The 16,512-nt window shown below is 45.6% G+C and carries 15 protein-coding genes and 1 pseudogene; 7 read left to right on the forward strand and 9 right to left on the reverse strand.

The window, feature by feature from the left end; translation table 11 throughout:
- Nucleotides 1-17 precede the first annotated feature (17 nt).
- The 7 genes from U5R06_01415 to rsfS form a co-directional block, all read right to left on the reverse strand.
- Nucleotides 18-2,537, reverse strand: coding sequence for an ATP-binding protein (locus U5R06_01415; GenBank protein ID MDZ7721498.1), 2,520 nt, complete (start codon nt 2,535-2,537; stop codon nt 18-20).
- Between the two features lie 65 nt (nt 2,538-2,602).
- Nucleotides 2,603-3,364 (reverse strand): ATP-binding cassette domain-containing protein, encoded by a 762-nt coding sequence (locus U5R06_01420; GenBank protein MDZ7721499.1) that lies wholly within the window; start codon nt 3,362-3,364, stop codon nt 2,603-2,605.
- Nucleotides 3,365-3,368: 4 nt separating this feature from the next.
- Nucleotides 3,369-3,797 (reverse strand): secondary thiamine-phosphate synthase enzyme YjbQ, encoded by a 429-nt coding sequence (locus tag U5R06_01425; protein MDZ7721500.1) that lies wholly within the window; start codon nt 3,795-3,797, stop codon nt 3,369-3,371.
- Between the two features lie 3 nt (nt 3,798-3,800).
- Nucleotides 3,801-4,724, reverse strand: a complete 924-nt coding sequence (locus tag U5R06_01430; GenBank protein ID MDZ7721501.1) for a PfkB family carbohydrate kinase — start codon at nt 4,722-4,724, stop codon at nt 3,801-3,803.
- 17 nt (nt 4,725-4,741) lie between these two features.
- A complete protein-coding gene (locus U5R06_01435) occupies nt 4,742-5,362 on the reverse strand; it encodes a DALR anticodon-binding domain-containing protein (GenBank protein MDZ7721502.1) in 621 nt (206 codons plus the stop codon).
- 58 nt (nt 5,363-5,420) lie between these two features.
- A complete protein-coding gene (gene argS / locus U5R06_01440) occupies nt 5,421-6,398 on the reverse strand; it encodes an arginine--tRNA ligase (GenBank protein ID MDZ7721503.1) in 978 nt (325 codons plus the stop codon).
- The gene (rsfS, locus tag U5R06_01445; protein MDZ7721504.1) at nt 6,382-6,738 is read right to left on the reverse strand and encodes a ribosome silencing factor; all 357 of its coding nucleotides are present in this window, start codon (nt 6,736-6,738) and stop codon (nt 6,382-6,384) included. The genes argS and rsfS overlap by 17 nt, the downstream gene beginning before the upstream one ends.
- 302 nt (nt 6,739-7,040) lie before the next feature.
- Here rsfS and U5R06_01450 point away from each other — a divergent pair, with 302 nt between their 5' ends.
- From U5R06_01450 to U5R06_01460, 3 genes are read left to right on the forward strand one after another with little or no spacing between them, the layout of a single operon-like run.
- Nucleotides 7,041-8,441 carry a CheR family methyltransferase gene (locus tag U5R06_01450; GenBank protein ID MDZ7721505.1) on the forward strand — a complete coding sequence of 467 codons (1,401 nt, stop codon included), beginning with the start codon at nt 7,041-7,043 and terminating at the stop codon, nt 8,439-8,441.
- A complete protein-coding gene (locus U5R06_01455; GenBank protein ID MDZ7721506.1) occupies nt 8,438-11,329 on the forward strand; it encodes a PAS domain-containing protein in 2,892 nt (963 codons plus the stop codon). Before U5R06_01450 ends, U5R06_01455 begins: the two co-directional genes overlap by 4 nt.
- Nucleotides 11,301-11,690 (forward strand): response regulator, encoded by a 390-nt coding sequence (locus U5R06_01460; GenBank protein ID MDZ7721507.1) that lies wholly within the window; start codon nt 11,301-11,303, stop codon nt 11,688-11,690. The genes U5R06_01455 and U5R06_01460 overlap by 29 nt, the downstream gene beginning before the upstream one ends.
- 19 nt (nt 11,691-11,709) lie before the next feature.
- On the opposite strand, the gene U5R06_01465 is transcribed toward U5R06_01460, so the two are convergent.
- Both U5R06_01465 and U5R06_01470 read right to left on the reverse strand, forming a co-directional pair.
- On the reverse strand, nt 11,710-11,868 hold the full coding sequence (locus tag U5R06_01465) for a hypothetical protein (protein ID MDZ7721508.1): 159 nt from the start codon (nt 11,866-11,868) through the stop codon (nt 11,710-11,712).
- A gap of 130 nt (nt 11,869-11,998) precedes the next feature.
- Nucleotides 11,999-12,616, reverse strand: a complete 618-nt coding sequence (locus U5R06_01470) for a hypothetical protein (protein MDZ7721509.1) — start codon at nt 12,614-12,616, stop codon at nt 11,999-12,001.
- Nucleotides 12,617-12,929: 313 nt separating this feature from the next.
- Here U5R06_01470 and U5R06_01475 point away from each other — a divergent pair, with 313 nt between their 5' ends.
- The 4 genes and pseudogenes from U5R06_01475 to U5R06_01490 all read left to right on the forward strand — a co-directional run bounded on the left by U5R06_01475 (nt 12,930) and on the right by U5R06_01490 (nt 16,456).
- Entirely contained in the window at nt 12,930-13,757 is an 828-nt protein-coding gene (locus U5R06_01475; GenBank protein ID MDZ7721510.1) for a UPF0182 family protein, read from the forward strand.
- Complete coding sequence (locus U5R06_01480) at nt 13,738-13,887, forward strand: hypothetical protein (GenBank protein MDZ7721511.1); 150 nt, start codon at nt 13,738-13,740, stop codon at nt 13,885-13,887. The genes U5R06_01475 and U5R06_01480 overlap by 20 nt, the downstream gene beginning before the upstream one ends.
- Nucleotides 13,874-15,766 carry a UPF0182 family protein gene (locus U5R06_01485; GenBank protein MDZ7721512.1) on the forward strand — a complete coding sequence of 631 codons (1,893 nt, stop codon included), beginning with the start codon at nt 13,874-13,876 and terminating at the stop codon, nt 15,764-15,766. The genes U5R06_01480 and U5R06_01485 overlap by 14 nt, the downstream gene beginning before the upstream one ends.
- A 229-nt stretch (nt 15,767-15,995) precedes the next feature.
- Nucleotides 15,996-16,456, forward strand: a pseudogene (locus tag U5R06_01490) (peptidylprolyl isomerase).
- Nucleotides 16,457-16,512 lie beyond the last annotated feature (56 nt).

Consider the following 16,512-nt stretch of genomic DNA (forward strand, 5'->3'; position numbering starts at 1 on the left):
CAGGCCGGGGGGCGTGTTTAATCGCTCAGAACGTGCTTTACGTTGTCTACCAGGGTGTTCATGGTAAACGGTTTCTGCAGCCATCCGAACGAGTGAGATTCAATATAACCGGAGAGTTCCGTATCGGCCGGTGCACCGCTGGTGAAAATAATGTCAAGAGAAGGTTTGATCTGCAGCAGTTCACGTGCACAGTCCAGACCGCTGCAGGTTTCGAGATGATTGTCAATCACCACTATCTGGATTTTTGCCTGCTCCTTTTTTAATGTTTTTACAGCATCCTCAGGGGAATTGCTCTTGAATGACAGAAATCCGTAATGTTTTAAAGCTGTCGCAGACGTTTCTGCGATCCCTTGATCATCATCAACCACCAAAACACCCGGTGTTGACGTTTCTTTCTCTTGTTCATGTTTTGGCGTGTCAGCCTCGTATTGCAGTGGAAATCTCAAAGTTACTGTACTGCCGTTTTCATTTGTATCGATATCGATCCATCCCTGATGGGCCAGCATGATGCCTTTAATCGAAGACAGGGTCAATCCTTTGGCAATACCGTTTTTGCCGGATGTAAAAGGTTTAAACAGGTTTTCCAGAATAGCCGGATCCATACCTTGTCCCGAATCGCTGACTGTGATTAAAAGTTCATTTTCTGTTGCATGTGATTCAATCCGGATGATTCCGCCCTGCGGCATGGCGTCAACTGCATTTTTACACAATGAGCCGAGGATGTGGACTATTTTAAACTGATCCAGGCGGGCAGGCGGCAGGTGGCCCGGCAGATTGAGGCGTATTTCAAATTGTTCCGGCAGAAAGCGCTCGAGTTTGTTGCGAATGGATTCGATGAGATGTTTGATATTTACCGGTCGTTTGTCGAGCTGTATATCTCCGGTATAGGACTGGAGCTTGTGTGCACCGTCCGACAGTACATGCGCCAGGCTTTTTAGGTGATTTAGAGATTTTTGCTGTTTGGTATTTAGCTTTAAATCTCCCGGAAAATGTTTCAAGTGCTCAATGATAAGGCAAGAGATGGAAGCGAATTGGGCTTTTATGTGGTTCAAGAGTTCTTTGTTTTGATCTGGGGTCTCAGTCTGACAGAGTTGAGGTTGAGAATTCTGTTCAGATGATTCCAGCAGGATCGATATGTAATCCTGTCCCATAATATCGGTTCGGCTCAGATGAACCTGTACCGGGATAATATCAGCTTTTTTGCTAATGACCAATAATTTCGAATTTGGCTTGTAATCTGTTTGTTCCTTTCCGTATAATGTATCACGCCATTCCTGCCAGTCCTGCTGCATTTCATCGACAATCAGGCTGCTGAATTCAGAGTCAAGCATGGAGACGGCTGATATGTTGAGCAAGTTCTCAACCGCTTTGTTCCAGATGCGGATTTTATCATTAGAATCCGTAACCACAATCGGAAAAGGCACAGCATCCAGGAGTTGAGAAACTCCTTTAAAAGAGTAGGAAAAAAGACCGGGTTTGTTCAATCTGTTTACGGACAGGAGGTCGGGTTCCTGCTCCTCCGTGGTTTCGGGCGCGGATTCTTTATAATGTTCGACCAGTTCGTTCATAGAAGCATTTTCTTCCTGCAGCATATGATTGGCGATAACTCCGAGAGCGGATCTATCGTCATTTTCTTCATCCAGGGTTTCTTTCTGACGCACTTTGATGTAACACTCATATCCGACTATGGTCTGGTCGTCTTTTTGCGGAACAAGCGTGATATCCGCCAGAACAAACCGGTCGTCCGGTGTACGCAGGGTGACCGATTCCCATTCTGTTTCAGTTTCAGAGTTGATAATGCTTTTTATTTTTTCAAGATCGTCGGTATCCGCTGTCAGATCGGAGATTAGACTTTTTCCGACCAGGTTCTCCTGTTCGCCCAGTCCCAGGAGGGCATTTGTACCTTCCTGCGTGTCCACAATGACACCGTCCGGTGTGCAAAACAGCAGAGCTGTTTCCTCCGGCTCTTCCTGGTCATGTGTTTCCGGGGTGTCTTCAATATAGTTGGCCCGCACCTGTCCGGCTTCAAACAATAGATGGATCAGGTTTTCAAATTCTTCGACAAGAAGGCTTGATTCAATATTGTTGGGAGTGGTATAGTCTTTGATGTCTTCAATATCCTGTTGCCCGTTAAATATCTGTTCGAGAAGGCCCAGAGCTTCCGCGTTTTGATCGGGTTTCAGAGTGTTGTTAACCTTGATCAGACAGACAAATCCAAACAGTTCGTTTTTGAAAAGCAAAGGGAAAACGGTCTGGATGACCAGGCCGTTAAGAAAACTTTGATAGAGCGGCTGCCGGTCATTAAACACAAACCCGGTGTCGATATGTTCCACAGCATAGAGCACATTAAAAAAAGTCCGTTCTTCCTTGTTGAGATTGGCAATAGCGGGGAATGAATCCGTTATCGATGTAAGCAGCTGCGAGTCGTCATCGTAGATACACAGACCAATGTTGTGTTTTCTGGAAAAAGTGGATTGAATTTCGTTCAGGACGCTTTTGTCAATGAGGTCGAGTAGGTGTGTGGTCGATTCTTGCACGGCCGTTCCTCTGATAAGAGATAATTTTGCTGATTCTATCAATATATTTTAAAATTGTCTAAATGTCAATCTTTATTTAGCAGCTCTTTAACCTGATAGAGAAGCGGCGGCTCCAGACCCAGTTCACGGATGCGGGCGCTGTTTTTAAACAGGGTGGCGGGCCGCTCGTCGTGGACAATGCTTCCCTTGTAAAATATAATCAGCCGGTGCGCATCAAGCGCCTCTTCAGGAAATTGAGTAATGAGTATGGAAGCGAGTTCAGTATCTTTGGAGTGCAGGACTTGAAGGGTGTGGCAAATGCTTTTTCGATTTGCCGGATCCAGCAGGGAAGTGGGTTCATCAAGGACGAGGTAGCGGGGCTGCATGGCCATAACAGATGCCAGAGCGAGCCGCTGTTTTTCTCCGCCGGAAAGTTTGTGCGGAGAATGACGTCGATATTTTTCGATATTGAATTGCTGCAGCATCGACTCGACTCGCTGATGCATTTCCTGTTCCGGCACGCCCAGGTTTTCCAAGCCAAAGGCAATTTCCCGTTCAACTGTAGCAGAGACAATCTGATTGTCCGGATTCTGAAATACCATTCCCACCTTACGGCGGATTTCGAGGAGTGATCGCGGGTCGTGCAGGTCCAGACCATCCACGCTGATGCTGCCGCTGGACGGGGTTAACAGTCCATTCAGACAGCGGGCAAATGTGGTTTTCCCGGAGCCATTGTGCCCCATCACTGCAATACGTTCGCCGGGTTCTATTCCAAGATTGAGGTGTTTTAGGGTAGAAGAAGTGCGGGCAGGCTCGTAATGATAATTCAGATTTTCTATCTTTATCATTGCATCACTGATTGCGTTGACCCATGATCTGCAGGATAACCTGACGGCTGCGAGGCCGGTTGTCAAAATCAATCAGAACAACCTGCTGCCAGGTGCCGAGCATCATTTGTCCGTTGACAAACGGCACGACCAGTGAGGGACCCTGGAATGCGGCTCTGACATGCGAGTTGCCGTTTCCGTCATGCCAGGTGGCATCGTGATGGTAATCCGCACCTTCCGGAGCCAGTTTTTCATAGAATTCAGGCAGGTCCTTGAGCAGGCCGGGTTCATACTCTATGGTTGTGAGTCCTGCCGTGGCTCCGGCAATAAAAAAAGTGATGGTGCCGGTTTTTAGACCGCTTTGCTGCAGAATGTCCTGAGCCCGTCCGGTGATATCTATGATATCAGAGTGGCCTTTGGTTTTTAACGGTATTTTTTCTGTAATAATATCCATAGTTTAAATCCAGATGTTATCTCGCTCCAATTCGAACAAGGACACCAATTCACGGATTCGCGCTTTGATTTCCTGTTCATTCAGTGTTTTCAATTTATCGGTGCTAAAACTTTCCACACAAAAAGAAGCCATGACTGTTCCCACAATCATCGCACGCCGCAAACTTTCGGGCGTTGTCAGGTCTGTGGCAGTTAGATAGCCCATAAATCCACCGGCAAAGGAATCTCCGGCGCCGGTCGGATCAAAAAGATTTTCCACAGGAAAGGCTGGGCACATGAAATATTTATCACCGCTGACCAATATGGATCCGTGCTCGCCTTTTTTAATAATCAGGGTTTCAGGACCCCATTCACGAATTTTCTGAGCGCCCTTGAATATATTGTGTTCGCCGGAGAGCAGCCGAACTTCCGAATCATTGATGATCAGGCAGTCTACTTTTTTCAGAGTGGTGCGGAGATTGTCCAGATCGCCGGTTATCCAGAAATTCATGGTGTCCATGGCAACAAATTTGGCGTTTTTTACCTGCTGGATCACGTTGTACTGCAGGTTCGGCTGGATGTTTGCCAGAAAAATATATTCGCTGTTTTGATAGGAGGGCGGCAATATCGGATCAAAAGATTCAAATACGCCGAGATGTGTGTACAGGGTCTCACGGTCGATCATATTATCCAGATATTTTCCGCCCCATCGAAATGTCTGGCCGGTTTCGTTTGTGAGCCCTTTTAGATCGACTTTTTTTTCCACGAGATAATCGATCAAAGAGCGGTTAAAATCATCGCCCACAACCGCAACAAGATTCACCGGTGTAAAATAGCTGGCTGCTGTGGAAAAATAAGTTGCCGAACCGCCCAGAGCGTCTTTTCTTTTGTCAAACGGTGTTTCGATATCATCATAGGCCATGGATCCGACTACGAGTAAACTGCTCATAAATAAAAGCTCCTTGGTTACATGTTTTCAGGGGTTGATATGCCGAGTATGGTTAGACCGTTGAAAAGAACCTGACGTGACGCTTTGCACAGCATCAGTCTGGCTCTGGTCAACTGTTTGTTGTCTGTCACCACCCGATGATCGTGATAAAATCGATGAAATACAGTAGCCAGTTCATGCAGATAATTGGTCACCCGGTGCGGTTCCATAAACTGGGCCGCTTTGCTCAGGATTTCCGGAAACTCGCCGCATTTTTTGATCAATTCCAATTCAGAGGGTTCGGTTAACGGGCTGGTGTCGCCGGCATCCGGGATATCTACGTTGTTCTCTTTCGCAAACCGCAATATATTACAGATGCGCGCGTGGGCGTACTGTACATAGTAAACCGGATTTTCATCGGTTTGTTTTTTGGCCAGATCAATGTCAAAATCCAGGGGTTGAGAAATTCTGCGGTCGACGAAAAAATAACGCGCCGCATCCACACCGACTTCATTGATCAGTTCGTTCATTTCCACGATCTCTCCGGCGCGTTTGCTCATTTTGACCACCCGGCCGTTGCGCAAAAGGTTGACCTGTTGTATAATGCTGACGCTAAACTGTTTTTCATCATACCCCAGAGCCTGCAGTGCAGCCGACATGCGCGGAATATACCCGTGGTGATCCGGGCCCCAGAAATCAACGAGTTTGTGAAAGCCTCTAAAATATTTGTTTTCGTGGACTGAAACCGTCGACCAGAAAATAGGTCGGCCGTCCTTTACTTGTCACCAGAACACGGTCTTTTTCATCTCCGTAATCCGTTGATTTGAACCAGATTGCGCCATCCTTTTCACAGGTGTGACCGCTTTGCTCCAAGCGTTGCAAAACCTTTAGGTGTTCTTCATTTTTACGCAATTCGCTTTCATGAAACCAGACATCAAAATCTACACCGAATTCGTGCATACTTTGTCTGTGCTGATCGAGCATATAGCTCAGCGCTTTTTCACTGAACAACGGGATGCGTTCGGTTTCCGGCAGGGATTTCAGCGATTCGGCGTCCGATTCGGCCATCTGCCTGGCCAGGTCGCGCAAATAGTCCCCATGGTATCCGTCCTCCGGTATCGGGGTTTCCTGTCCGATCTCTGTCAAAAACCGGGCATTCAGTGATTCGCCCAAAAGCCGAATCTGTCGACCCGCATCATTGACATAATACTCTTTTTTTATGTCAAATCCGGTTGTGCGGTAAATATTGGCCAACACATCACCCACCGATGCCGCGCGTGCACTGACCACGTTCAGGGGCCCGGTTGGATTGGCGCTGACAAATTCAAATTGAATTTTCTCACCGCCGCCGAACTCGCTTTTCCCGAACTCGGCCCCCTGTTTTAAAACATCATGTATGGTCTGCTGCAAAAGCAAGGGCGCAAGGTAAAAGTTGATGAATCCCGGCCCTGCAATCTCAATTTTTTCCACAACAGAAGCGTCCGGCTCAAAATTCTGAACAATCTCTTCTGCAACAAGGCGTGGCGCTTTTTTGGCTATCTTGGCCAGATTCATAGCCACCGGAGTGGCAATATCTCCGAAATTTTCCTGTTTGGGTTGTTCTAATACGATAGACCGGCTGTCAACCTCATAGCCGGCCTTTTTCAAAGCTTTTTCGAGTTTCTCCTCAATCAGCGCTTTATGATTCATCATCATCCTTTATTTCCATAAATTGTGCGTCTCCCCACATTCGCTCCAGTCCGTAAAATTCGCGTGCCTGCTCCTTAAATATATGCACCACGACATCGACATAGTCCATTAATATCCATGGGTCGCCCGATCGGCCTTCTTTATGCCATAGCCGGATACCTTGTGATTTCATTTCTTTTTCGATGGTTTGCACCTGCGCCTGCGCCTGAACATCAGCCTGCACGGTGCATAATACGAAAAAGTCTGTCATTGTAGTGACGGCACGCAGGTCCTGGATCACGATATCACTGCCCTGTTTCTCTTTTAATATTCGGGCAATCTGTTTTGCAAGTTTTTCAGAATTCAATGGCTCTCCTGTTTATTTCTATAAAATATGAATTTATACCTTTTTTATCAAGATAAAACTGTATAACCCGAATTCTCTTTTGTTACTTTAATGTCCCAATTTATAAAATATGATTCCGGTACTTTCATTTATTGTCAATTTATAGTTATAAGTTAAATAAAATCAAGTTATTTTATGTGGCGCCGGCCGGAATAATTTCAATCATTTTGGCGCAATAATTGCCGATTTATCGTTGGATGCTTTTATTCCGGCTCTGTTTTTATGCGAAATTAGTGTATGACTACTGACTGAATGGAGAAAACGTGCTGCCGAGATCAAATATCCTTTTGCCTGTTCTAAAGCCGTTGATTGATTTGATAGAACAGCGGATTGGGATGAGTTTCAATGAGGACGAGTATGCTGATCTTTACAAGATCATGAACCGTATGTCTGAATCTCAGGGATATCGTTCGGTTGGCAGCTATATTAATGATCTTTTGCAAAACCGGATTAATTACGGGCAGCTTAATCTCCTGGTTTACGAGTTGACAAATGGAGAATCATATTTTTTTCGCGAAAGTGAATATCTGCATGCTGTGTTTAAATGGACCGGTCCGATGATACAGAAAGCCGCTCCAAGCGGTAAAAAAATCCGCATTTGGTCTGCGGGCTGCAGCTGCGGCCAGGAACCGTATTCCATTGCCATTTTGCTGGATCGTTATTATCCGGCATTTTATCAAGCTAACTTGACCCTGCTGGGCACGGACATTAACCACGAGTTTCTGGTAACTGCACGTCAGGGGTTGTATAAAAGCTGGTCGTTCCGAAATTCCTTGTCCTGGTTGATGGGACATTATTTCCTTCAACAAAAAAACGGGTCTTATCGTCTCAAAGAATCAATCCGGAGCAAAGTCAAATTCAAGCAATTGAATCTGCTTGATGATTCATATCCGGATGTACAACAGGATACCGGTGAGGTGCATTTTTTGTTTTGCCGCAATGTTCTTTCATATATGACTCCCCAGGCGATATCTGTAATTCTGGAAAAGTTTTGGAAATCACTAAAGCCGAATGGCTGGCTTGTGGTAGGGCGCTGCGAGACCGGATTGGTGCATCATTCCGGCTTTAAAGCAGTATCTTTTGATGGAGTGACTCTGTTCCAGAAACAGCGTCAAAAAAAGATACAGGCACCTGAATACAACATAGTTACTGTGAAACACAAACACGGCACTCCGGACGATGTGCTGAAGGAGCATTTGATTTCGATCCCGGAAAAATTTTACCAGCTGGGTCAGTTTGAAAAGGCTTACTCTCTATTAAATCAGGAAAATGGAAACCTTTCCGCCGGGGACTGTCTGTTGATGTCAAAATGTGCCCAAGGGATGAATCGAATCAATGAGGCCATGCAATGGTGTGATGAGGCGGTTCAGCATGACTGGTTCAATCCTTCTTGCCATTATCAGCGAGCTATTATACAACAGGAACGAGGTGACTCGGATGCAGCCATTCTTTCGTTTCAGCGTGCGATTGCTCAGGATTCCCAATATCTGCCGGCGTATATGGGGTTGTCATTTATTTATAAAACTCGGAACAAGAATGAACTGGTGGTAAAATTGATTCATGTGGTGCGTAAAATGCTGAATCAGTTGGATGACCAAACTGTTATTCCGGAAATGGATGGAATGACCGTTAAACGATTAAAGGAATTTGTAAATAGCGTATGAATGATTTGGAGCGGACAATCCTGATTATTGAAAACAGCTCTGCTCAGCAGCTGTTGATTCGAAACAAGCTACAAAAGGCAGGTTACAATCCAGTGTTGTTTTCCGATGTGCCGGGCGGTATGGAATATCTGGAAACGCAGCGCACTGACGGGATCATTTGTGATCTAATGCTGCCATCCATGGGAGGCGTTCAGTTTTGTCAGGCCGTAAAGACAGACAATCGGTTCAGACATATCCCGGTCATCTGCTTTACCTTGTCAAATGATGATGAATTGCTGACCGAGGCGGAACATGTGTTTGACAGCTGTGTATCCAAAAGCCACGGGACCGAGGCTCTGATCAAAGAATTGGAGCATTGCTTAGAACGTGAATCCCGTTATGATATACTGCTGGTGGAGGACAGTCGTCCTCAAATTATGTGTCTTGAGCGTCTGTTGAATAAACACAGTATTTCTCATCAGGTCTGTTACGACAGCAATGAGGCATTTTCCGTCATTGAAAATAACCCTCCTTCTTTGGTCATCAGTCATATCAGTTTGCCCAATATGGATGGAATTCACCTGAGCCGTCAAATAAAATCCCTGTCCCCCGGAAACAATATTCCGGTGATCTTGTACGGCTCTATTCATGAAATTGATTTTTATGATGTACTGTCTTCCAATGCAGACTATTTTTTACCCCAGCCGTTGAATGAACAGTTGTTTGTTAAAAAGATACAAGCAGCGCTGGCCAGTAGTCACGGCGCCTATAAACCGGGTCCCAGGTACAGTATTGTGCCCATAGATGGGAATGGTGAATCAGTTTTCACGGTTTCGCATGCACAAATGCTGGAATTCATGGAGACTCTATATCAAACGGTTAATTTTCAGATCCAGGAAATTCGTAATATACGCAAGCAAAAAATATCCCCTGTTCAACAGGAACCTGCCGCGGCTGCTGTACCGGCGAAACCTGAAGACAAAAACAGAGACGATAGCATACCAGGGGCTTTGTCGGATTTGCTGTGGGAGTGGCACATATCCGGTCATACGATTCATTGCGAGCCGTCTTTTTGGCAATTTTTGGGAAAAAACGATTCCGATACTGATATATCACCGCACGAATGGGAGAATCGAATTCATCCTGATGATGTTAACCGGGCTCAGAATGACATCCAGACTGCGTTCGAAATCGGTGTGATGCGCTGGTCAGAGTATCGGCTTCGTATGGAATATGGAGACTGGGTTTGGGTGGTTCGCCGCGGTAAAGTTGTGAAAATTGATCAGAACGGGCACCCGTTGATCATGTCCGGGCATTTAATGATCATGCCGGTAGCCGGTTCGCATCTTGATCATTCCCGGCGCAATAATGACACAGGCGATATTGAATATGATATTAAACGCAGTACCATGTTTGAATGGGATATTTATACCAATCAGGCGTATTATAGCTCAAATCTGAAAAGTATGCTGGGATACGAACCGGATGAATTAAATTCCTCTTACCATGCCTGGATTCAGCTGATACATCCGACCATGCGGGAAAGTATCAAGCATCAGATTGATCATTATAAGCGTGACGACAAACTGGAATTTAGCGCTCTGCTGCGCAGCAAAGGCGGGGACTGGACCTGGATTTATGTCAAAGCGTTTATTGTAGGTCGGGATCAAAACGGAGAACCCTCTCATATCCTCGGCGTTCAAATCGATGATCCGAGCACATCAACCCGGGTACAGTCCGCGGATTCTCTGGATGATCGCTGGAGCTCAATGCAGTTCCTGGCCAAACTGGGATATTTCGAATATGACATGCTGGAAAACAAGATCAACTGGTCTGAAGGTATGTTCCGCATACTGCAGGTGCATTCCATGTCCGATCCTTTGACTTTTGAACAATTTTACGATTATGTTCATGATGAGGACCGCGATAATTATCTCGCTGTGCATCACGAAGTGGTAAAGCGTCGTCTCTCTTTTTATCAGTGTTCTTTCCGGGTGTTTTTAGAAAGTGATAAAATTAAACATTGCATGGAATTTGGCCGATATATCTATGACCAGGATGGAAATCCGGTTAAAAAATATGGCGCTCTTCAGGATGTCAGTCGACAAAAACAGCAGGAAGTGCAGGGAAGAGCCTTGTCGAATATGGATATGATCAGCCGGTTTGCGGGACATGTCACTCAGGAATTTAATAATCTTTTCCATATTATCTTTGGATATACCTCTTTGATGAAGGACAACAGTCGCAAGCCCAATCAGAGAATGGAATATCTGGATTCTATGATAAAGGCTACTGAACGTGCGGTTACGCTGGTCCGTGAATACGGCAGAGTGGGGGGGTTCACAGATGTCAACGGTACCGAATTTTATTTATCCTATCTGATCGAATGTCTTTCTCCCGGATTAAACTCTTTGTTGGGGGAGAATGGTCTGGTCGAAATTAAAAAGGAACCGATCGAATATCCGGTTTTTGCGGATCCGCTGCAGATTGAACAGGTTCTTTTGTCCATTTGTCTGAATTCTCAGAATCACGAACATCAGGATTATCGCCTGAATATATCTCTAAAAATGGCTGATTTCACGGAGATGTGCCAGGTGAATCCAGCTGTGCTTTCCGAACCTTTTATGATGTTGAGTATTATGCTTGTAGACAAAGCCGGCAATAAAATGCTGCCTGACCGGCTTGTCAACACACTGTTTTCGGAACAAGCCGCCAAAGAGCTGGATACTGGGCTTGCTGCCATTTATACGCTTATCAAGCAGAATGGAGGGTTTATGCGAGTGTGTGGCGAACAAAACAGCGGTGATAATTTAAATATTTATCTCCCGGCGAAAAAAAATAATGCTGCAAAATTAAAAGCCAAAGAGTTTAAAATGAAGGATGTCAAGGGAACCGATACCATTCTGTGATGCTGAAGACAACAAGCTTCTTCGTCAGCTTGTCGAGAAATTGCTGCAATCCAATGGCTATCATGTGATCAGTGCAAAAAATGGCAATGATGCCTGGGACGAGTTCAAGCGCAATATCGACCGTGTCCATATTTTGATCATGGATGTTTTGATGCCCGGACTGGATGGCCGGGAAGTGCTGCGCAAGGTACGCACCGTGCGCCCCGGAGTCCAGGTGCTGTACACCAGTGGATACAGCCGCGATCAGCTGCGTGATGAATTCAAAGTCGATATTCAGGAAGACCTGCTTCAAAAACCATATCAGATCTCTGAACTTTTAATGCGCATACGTTCGATTCTTGATACGGCGGGCGGCAGTTAAGCGGACACAGGGGCAGGATTCAGAATTTCATCAAGCCGCTATGGTGTTGCCGACGCATGCAGTCCGGAAGCATGATCATTTTCTGCTTTGTGGCAATCAAACGGTTTAAATGTCTGGCTAAATACGTACCGGCTTTGCCGTCTCGGTCCGAAGCCAGCAGCGCAGTAGCATTCCGCATATTTTGTCCACAGGTGTCTTGATAAAAGATACAGACTCGCATAGTCGATAGAGAGTGGATAGAATGGATAATTCGATTTATTTTGACATTAAATGTTACGCGAAAACCAGTTTTTTGTTACACCGGCAACTCAGGTATGCCTGGCGAGTTTCCTCAGATCTATATTCCTTAGAAACTTACGAGAGGTTTCTTCACTGTCAGCGCCCGAAATGACAACCACCACTTTTTCGTGAACCGCTGTGAGTTTAAAAGTATCCGAGCTGGTTTCCTCCACTATGATATACCAGCCGGCTCTGTTTTCTGTTTTCACAACTCCCTGTTGATCCATCATTTCTTTCATCATCGGGGCCTGCATCGCCTGCGCCATTTGCTGGTAGGGTTTAAGTATTTCCGGCGTATTGGTAATGGTAACCTGTACCGTTTGCGTGCCGGCATCATTCACAAACCTTTGCTTTGCCTCTGTCACCCGCACATTGCCGTCAGGCGCGGAAAATGACATGGAACGGGAGTCCGCTTCCTCGCCTGTCCAGCCGGCAGGCGCCTCTGGCAGAAACGGTTTAAATGAAGCACTGAGCTTTTCATTAATTTTACCCAGGGCTTGCTGTAAAAGATCATGGGCTTGCTTGAAATCTTTCTGCTGGTAAGCGTTTTTGCCTTGTTCGATCAAATCCAGTACGGGATCAGCCGCCTGTAATTGATATGTCGTCACGACCAACAGAAAAAAAAGTGTGAGAATAAAAAAACGCATATCAAACACCTCCAATATGAAATTAAACGGCGATTTATTTTTTAACGCTTTTTGCAGTCGGATAAATGTATTCTGTAACGTTCATTCGATACGGGGGCAATATAGATCACGAGTGGATTGTCGGTTGTATTCAAACTACAATACAGATTGGAAAAAATCAAGCTTAATATTAAAGAAATTATCGTTTGCTAGGGCAAGCGGGCTTTTATCCAAGAGCGGACTTGGAAATTTTTCTATTTCCAAAGTGTTACAATAATAGAAGGCTATTTCTAAAACCCTATAGTTTTTATACTTACTGACGTGGAGGACTCTAATGTATATTGCCCTGTTGTTTTTGCTGCTGGCGGTATCTGCATTCATCCTGTTCAAAGGGATCAAAACAAAAACCATTTCCCTTGCTGTACTCGGTGGTGCATTGGCTGTGATCACGATTGTGTTTTTTTCAATACTTGATTTATGGGGTGAAATACTCTGGTTTCAGCAGATCGGGTACGGAGAGCGGATCTGGACCGAGTTGCTGGCAAAAGTGGGATTTGCGGCTGCCGCTGCTTTTATCGGCTGGGGACTCTTGTTTATTTTCACACTGTCACTTCCCGGAGAAAACCGTCTTTTACGCTGGTTTTCCAGGGGAGCGGGTGCTGTGATAGGAGCATTGTGGGGCTTTTCCAACTGGCTGGTTATTCTAAAATTCATGAATCGAGTGTCAACCGGTGTTGCAGATCCCGTACTGGGTCAGGATGCCGGGTTTTATATGTTTGTCCTGCCGTTCCTGGTTAGTTTTTACCGGTTTATTCTTTTGATCCTGTTTCTATCACTGGCTACGCTGCTGGGTGCATTGTTTGTGCGTTTGAATGAGAACAGCATGCAAGTGGAAGTGCGCTCCTTTTCTGTCGAGGTCAGGAAAAAAATGGTCAATTGGCTGTATGTTAATGCGGCAGCCATTCTTTTTATGCTGGCTGCAGGTAAATTCCTCAACCGTTATGAACTTTTGTATTCGACCTGGTGTGGTTACCGGGCCGGGCTGGACCGATGTCAATATCCGGCTTCCGGGATATATTGTATCTATTATTTTAACTGCTGTGTTGGGAGTGACCGTACTTTTACCCTCTCTGAGGCAGCGGATGCGCCGGATTGTTTTTAAACGTCAGAATACCGGGTATGACCCGGTGAACGCATTGGTGGCCGTGGGGGTTCTCGCCATAGGTATCTGGTTCATTCGTATTAACCGCGGCGCCGGGACTTTTACAATGGTTGCGGGTGGAACCCAATGAAATTACGTTTGAACGGCCTTTTATTGAGAATAATATTGAATATACGAGAAAAGCTTTTGATCTGGAAAAAGTAGAAGAACGTGAATTCCCCGCAGATGAACAGTTTACGCAGAATATGGTTCAGGAAGATCAGGATCTGTTCGATAATATCCGATTGTGGGATTACCGTGCGCTGGATGCGGTTTACAAGCAGTTTCAGGAAATTCGTCTTTATTACGAATTTTTTGATGTGGATATAGACCGCTATCGATTCCAGGACCAGTATAAACAGGTTATGGTGTCGGCAAGAGAGCTGCAAGTCAATAACCTGCCGCAACAAAGTCAGACGTTTGTCAATCGACGATTCAAATACACGCATGGGAACGGGATTACGCTGACAACCGTAAGCGATTTTACGACTGAAGGATTGCCCAATTTATTGATCCAGGATATTCCGCCTAAAAGTAAATATCCAGAGCTTGACGTCAAACAGCCGCGTATTTATTACGGTGAATTATCCTCATCACATGTTGTTGTCAATTCCGAGGAAGCCGAGTTTGATTTTCCAAGCGGAGAAGAAAACAAATATACCCATTACTCAGGTAAAGGCGGGGTCCCGTTCAAAAATGCCTGGCGGAAATTCCTGTTTGGCTGGAAATTCGACGGGACACGTTTGTTTCTGTCGTCCTATCCGAATGCTAAAAGTCGGATGATGTTTCACCGTAATATTCGGGAACGTGTGCAGACTCTGGCTCCGTTTCTAAAGCTTGATAAAGATCCGTATATCGTATTGGCGGATAACGGCAGGCTGTACTGGATTATCGATGCCTATACCACTTCGGAGCGTTACCCCTACAGTGAAAAATTTGCCAATACAGAATATCTGACATCGACAGGCGGACGCAATACCCGGATGATGCCATCTCCGGTCGATGATCAGTTTAGAGGCGCCAACTATATTCGCAACTCTGTTAAAGTGGTTGTTGATGCCTATCATGGTTCTGTCGATTTCTATGTGTTCGATGAAGAGGATCCCGTGCTGCAGGTTTGGCGCAATATTTTCCCGGACCTGTTTTCGCCCCGGCAAGAGATGCCGTCAAATCTGGATCAGCACATCCGTTATCCGGCGGATATGCTGCTGATTCAGGGACTGGTTTACGCAAAGTACCATATGACCGATCCTACGGTTTTTTACAATCAGGAAGATCTTTGGGTGCGGGCCACGGAAAAATATTACAACCGCGTTCAGCCGGTGGAACCTTATTACATTATGTGGGAGCCGCCGGGTTCGGATATACCCGAGTATTCACTCATTTTGCCGTTTACGCCAAAGAACCGGCAGGTGATGATTGGCTGGATTGCCGGACTTTGTGACGGTGAAAATTACGGGCGCTTTTTGTCCTATAAATTCCCGAAAGAAAAACGTGTCCTCGGTCCCCAGCAGGTTGAAACCAAAATTGATCAGGATAGTTATCTGTCCGGACAGCTCAGTTTGTGGGACCAGCGCGGTTCCAGTGTGATTCGCGGTAATGTGCTGGCCATTCCGTTGAAAGAAACCTTGATTTATGTGGAGCCCATTTACCTCAAGGCGGAAACGGCAGCCTATCCGGAACTGCGGCTGGTGGCGGTGATGCACAACGACAATCTCAGCTATGCGGAAACATTTGAAAAAGCGCTTCGCGGATTGTTTCAGGAGGTGTCTCCGGAGACCGGGCCGGGCGCAGAAACCGCATTGACCGCTTCTTTTGAGGAACTGGTTCAACAGGCCAATCAGGAATTTAATGATTATTTGCAAAAAAATGCTGATAAACAGTTCAGACAGGCTGCGGATGCGCTGCAAAATCTACAAACGACCCTCGAAGAGCTGAAAGACAGAGCGGAAGCCACGCAGCCTCAATAGATAATCACAGTGATACAGCGCGGATTGTTCAGAAAAAAAGCTGCTCAATTCGTGCTGTTGTTACAGATCAGAAATATCCCTTGTATTTGGATATGATTTTTATTATTATTTAAGGGGCGTTTGTTTCCGTAAAAATTACTGATAATCATCGATCGGATTCCGGCAGAATGATCTATTGTCAGTATCTATAGGATTGACAGTCAACTTTTTAACCAAAGAAAGGAAGTTTATGCAAGTAAAAGAAAATAAAGTAGTTGGTATACACTATACATTAAAAAACGATTCAGGTGATGTTCTGGATTCTTCCGAGGGACGGGAGCCCCTCGAGTTTTTGCAGGGTAAAGGTAATATTATAAATGGTTTGGAAAAAGCCCTGGACGGCAAGACAGAAGGCGACACGGTTGATGTAACAGTCGAACCGGATGAAGGCTATGGTCAACGCCGGGAAGAGTTGATTCAGCAGGTTCCAAAAAGCGCTTTTCAGGGGTGGATGATCTGCAAGTCGGGATGCGGTTTCAGGCCCAGACTGAACAGGGCGCGCTTCCTATCAAAGTTGTGAGTATTCAGGATGATACAGTGACGGTTGACGGTAATCATGAGCTGGCAGGTGAACGGCTGCATTTTGATGTAAGTATCGAGAGTGTTCGGGAACCGACGGATGAAGAAAAATCGCATGGACATGTGCATTGAGTGGCGGGGCTTGTTTTTGGCCGTTTTGAAAAAAAATGTTGAAATGACGGTTTTTA

It is taken from the genome of candidate division KSB1 bacterium (genome assembly GCA_034521575.1).
In the GTDB taxonomy this organism is placed as follows: Bacteria; Zhuqueibacterota; Zhuqueibacteria; order Residuimicrobiales; family Krinioviventaceae; genus JAXHMJ01.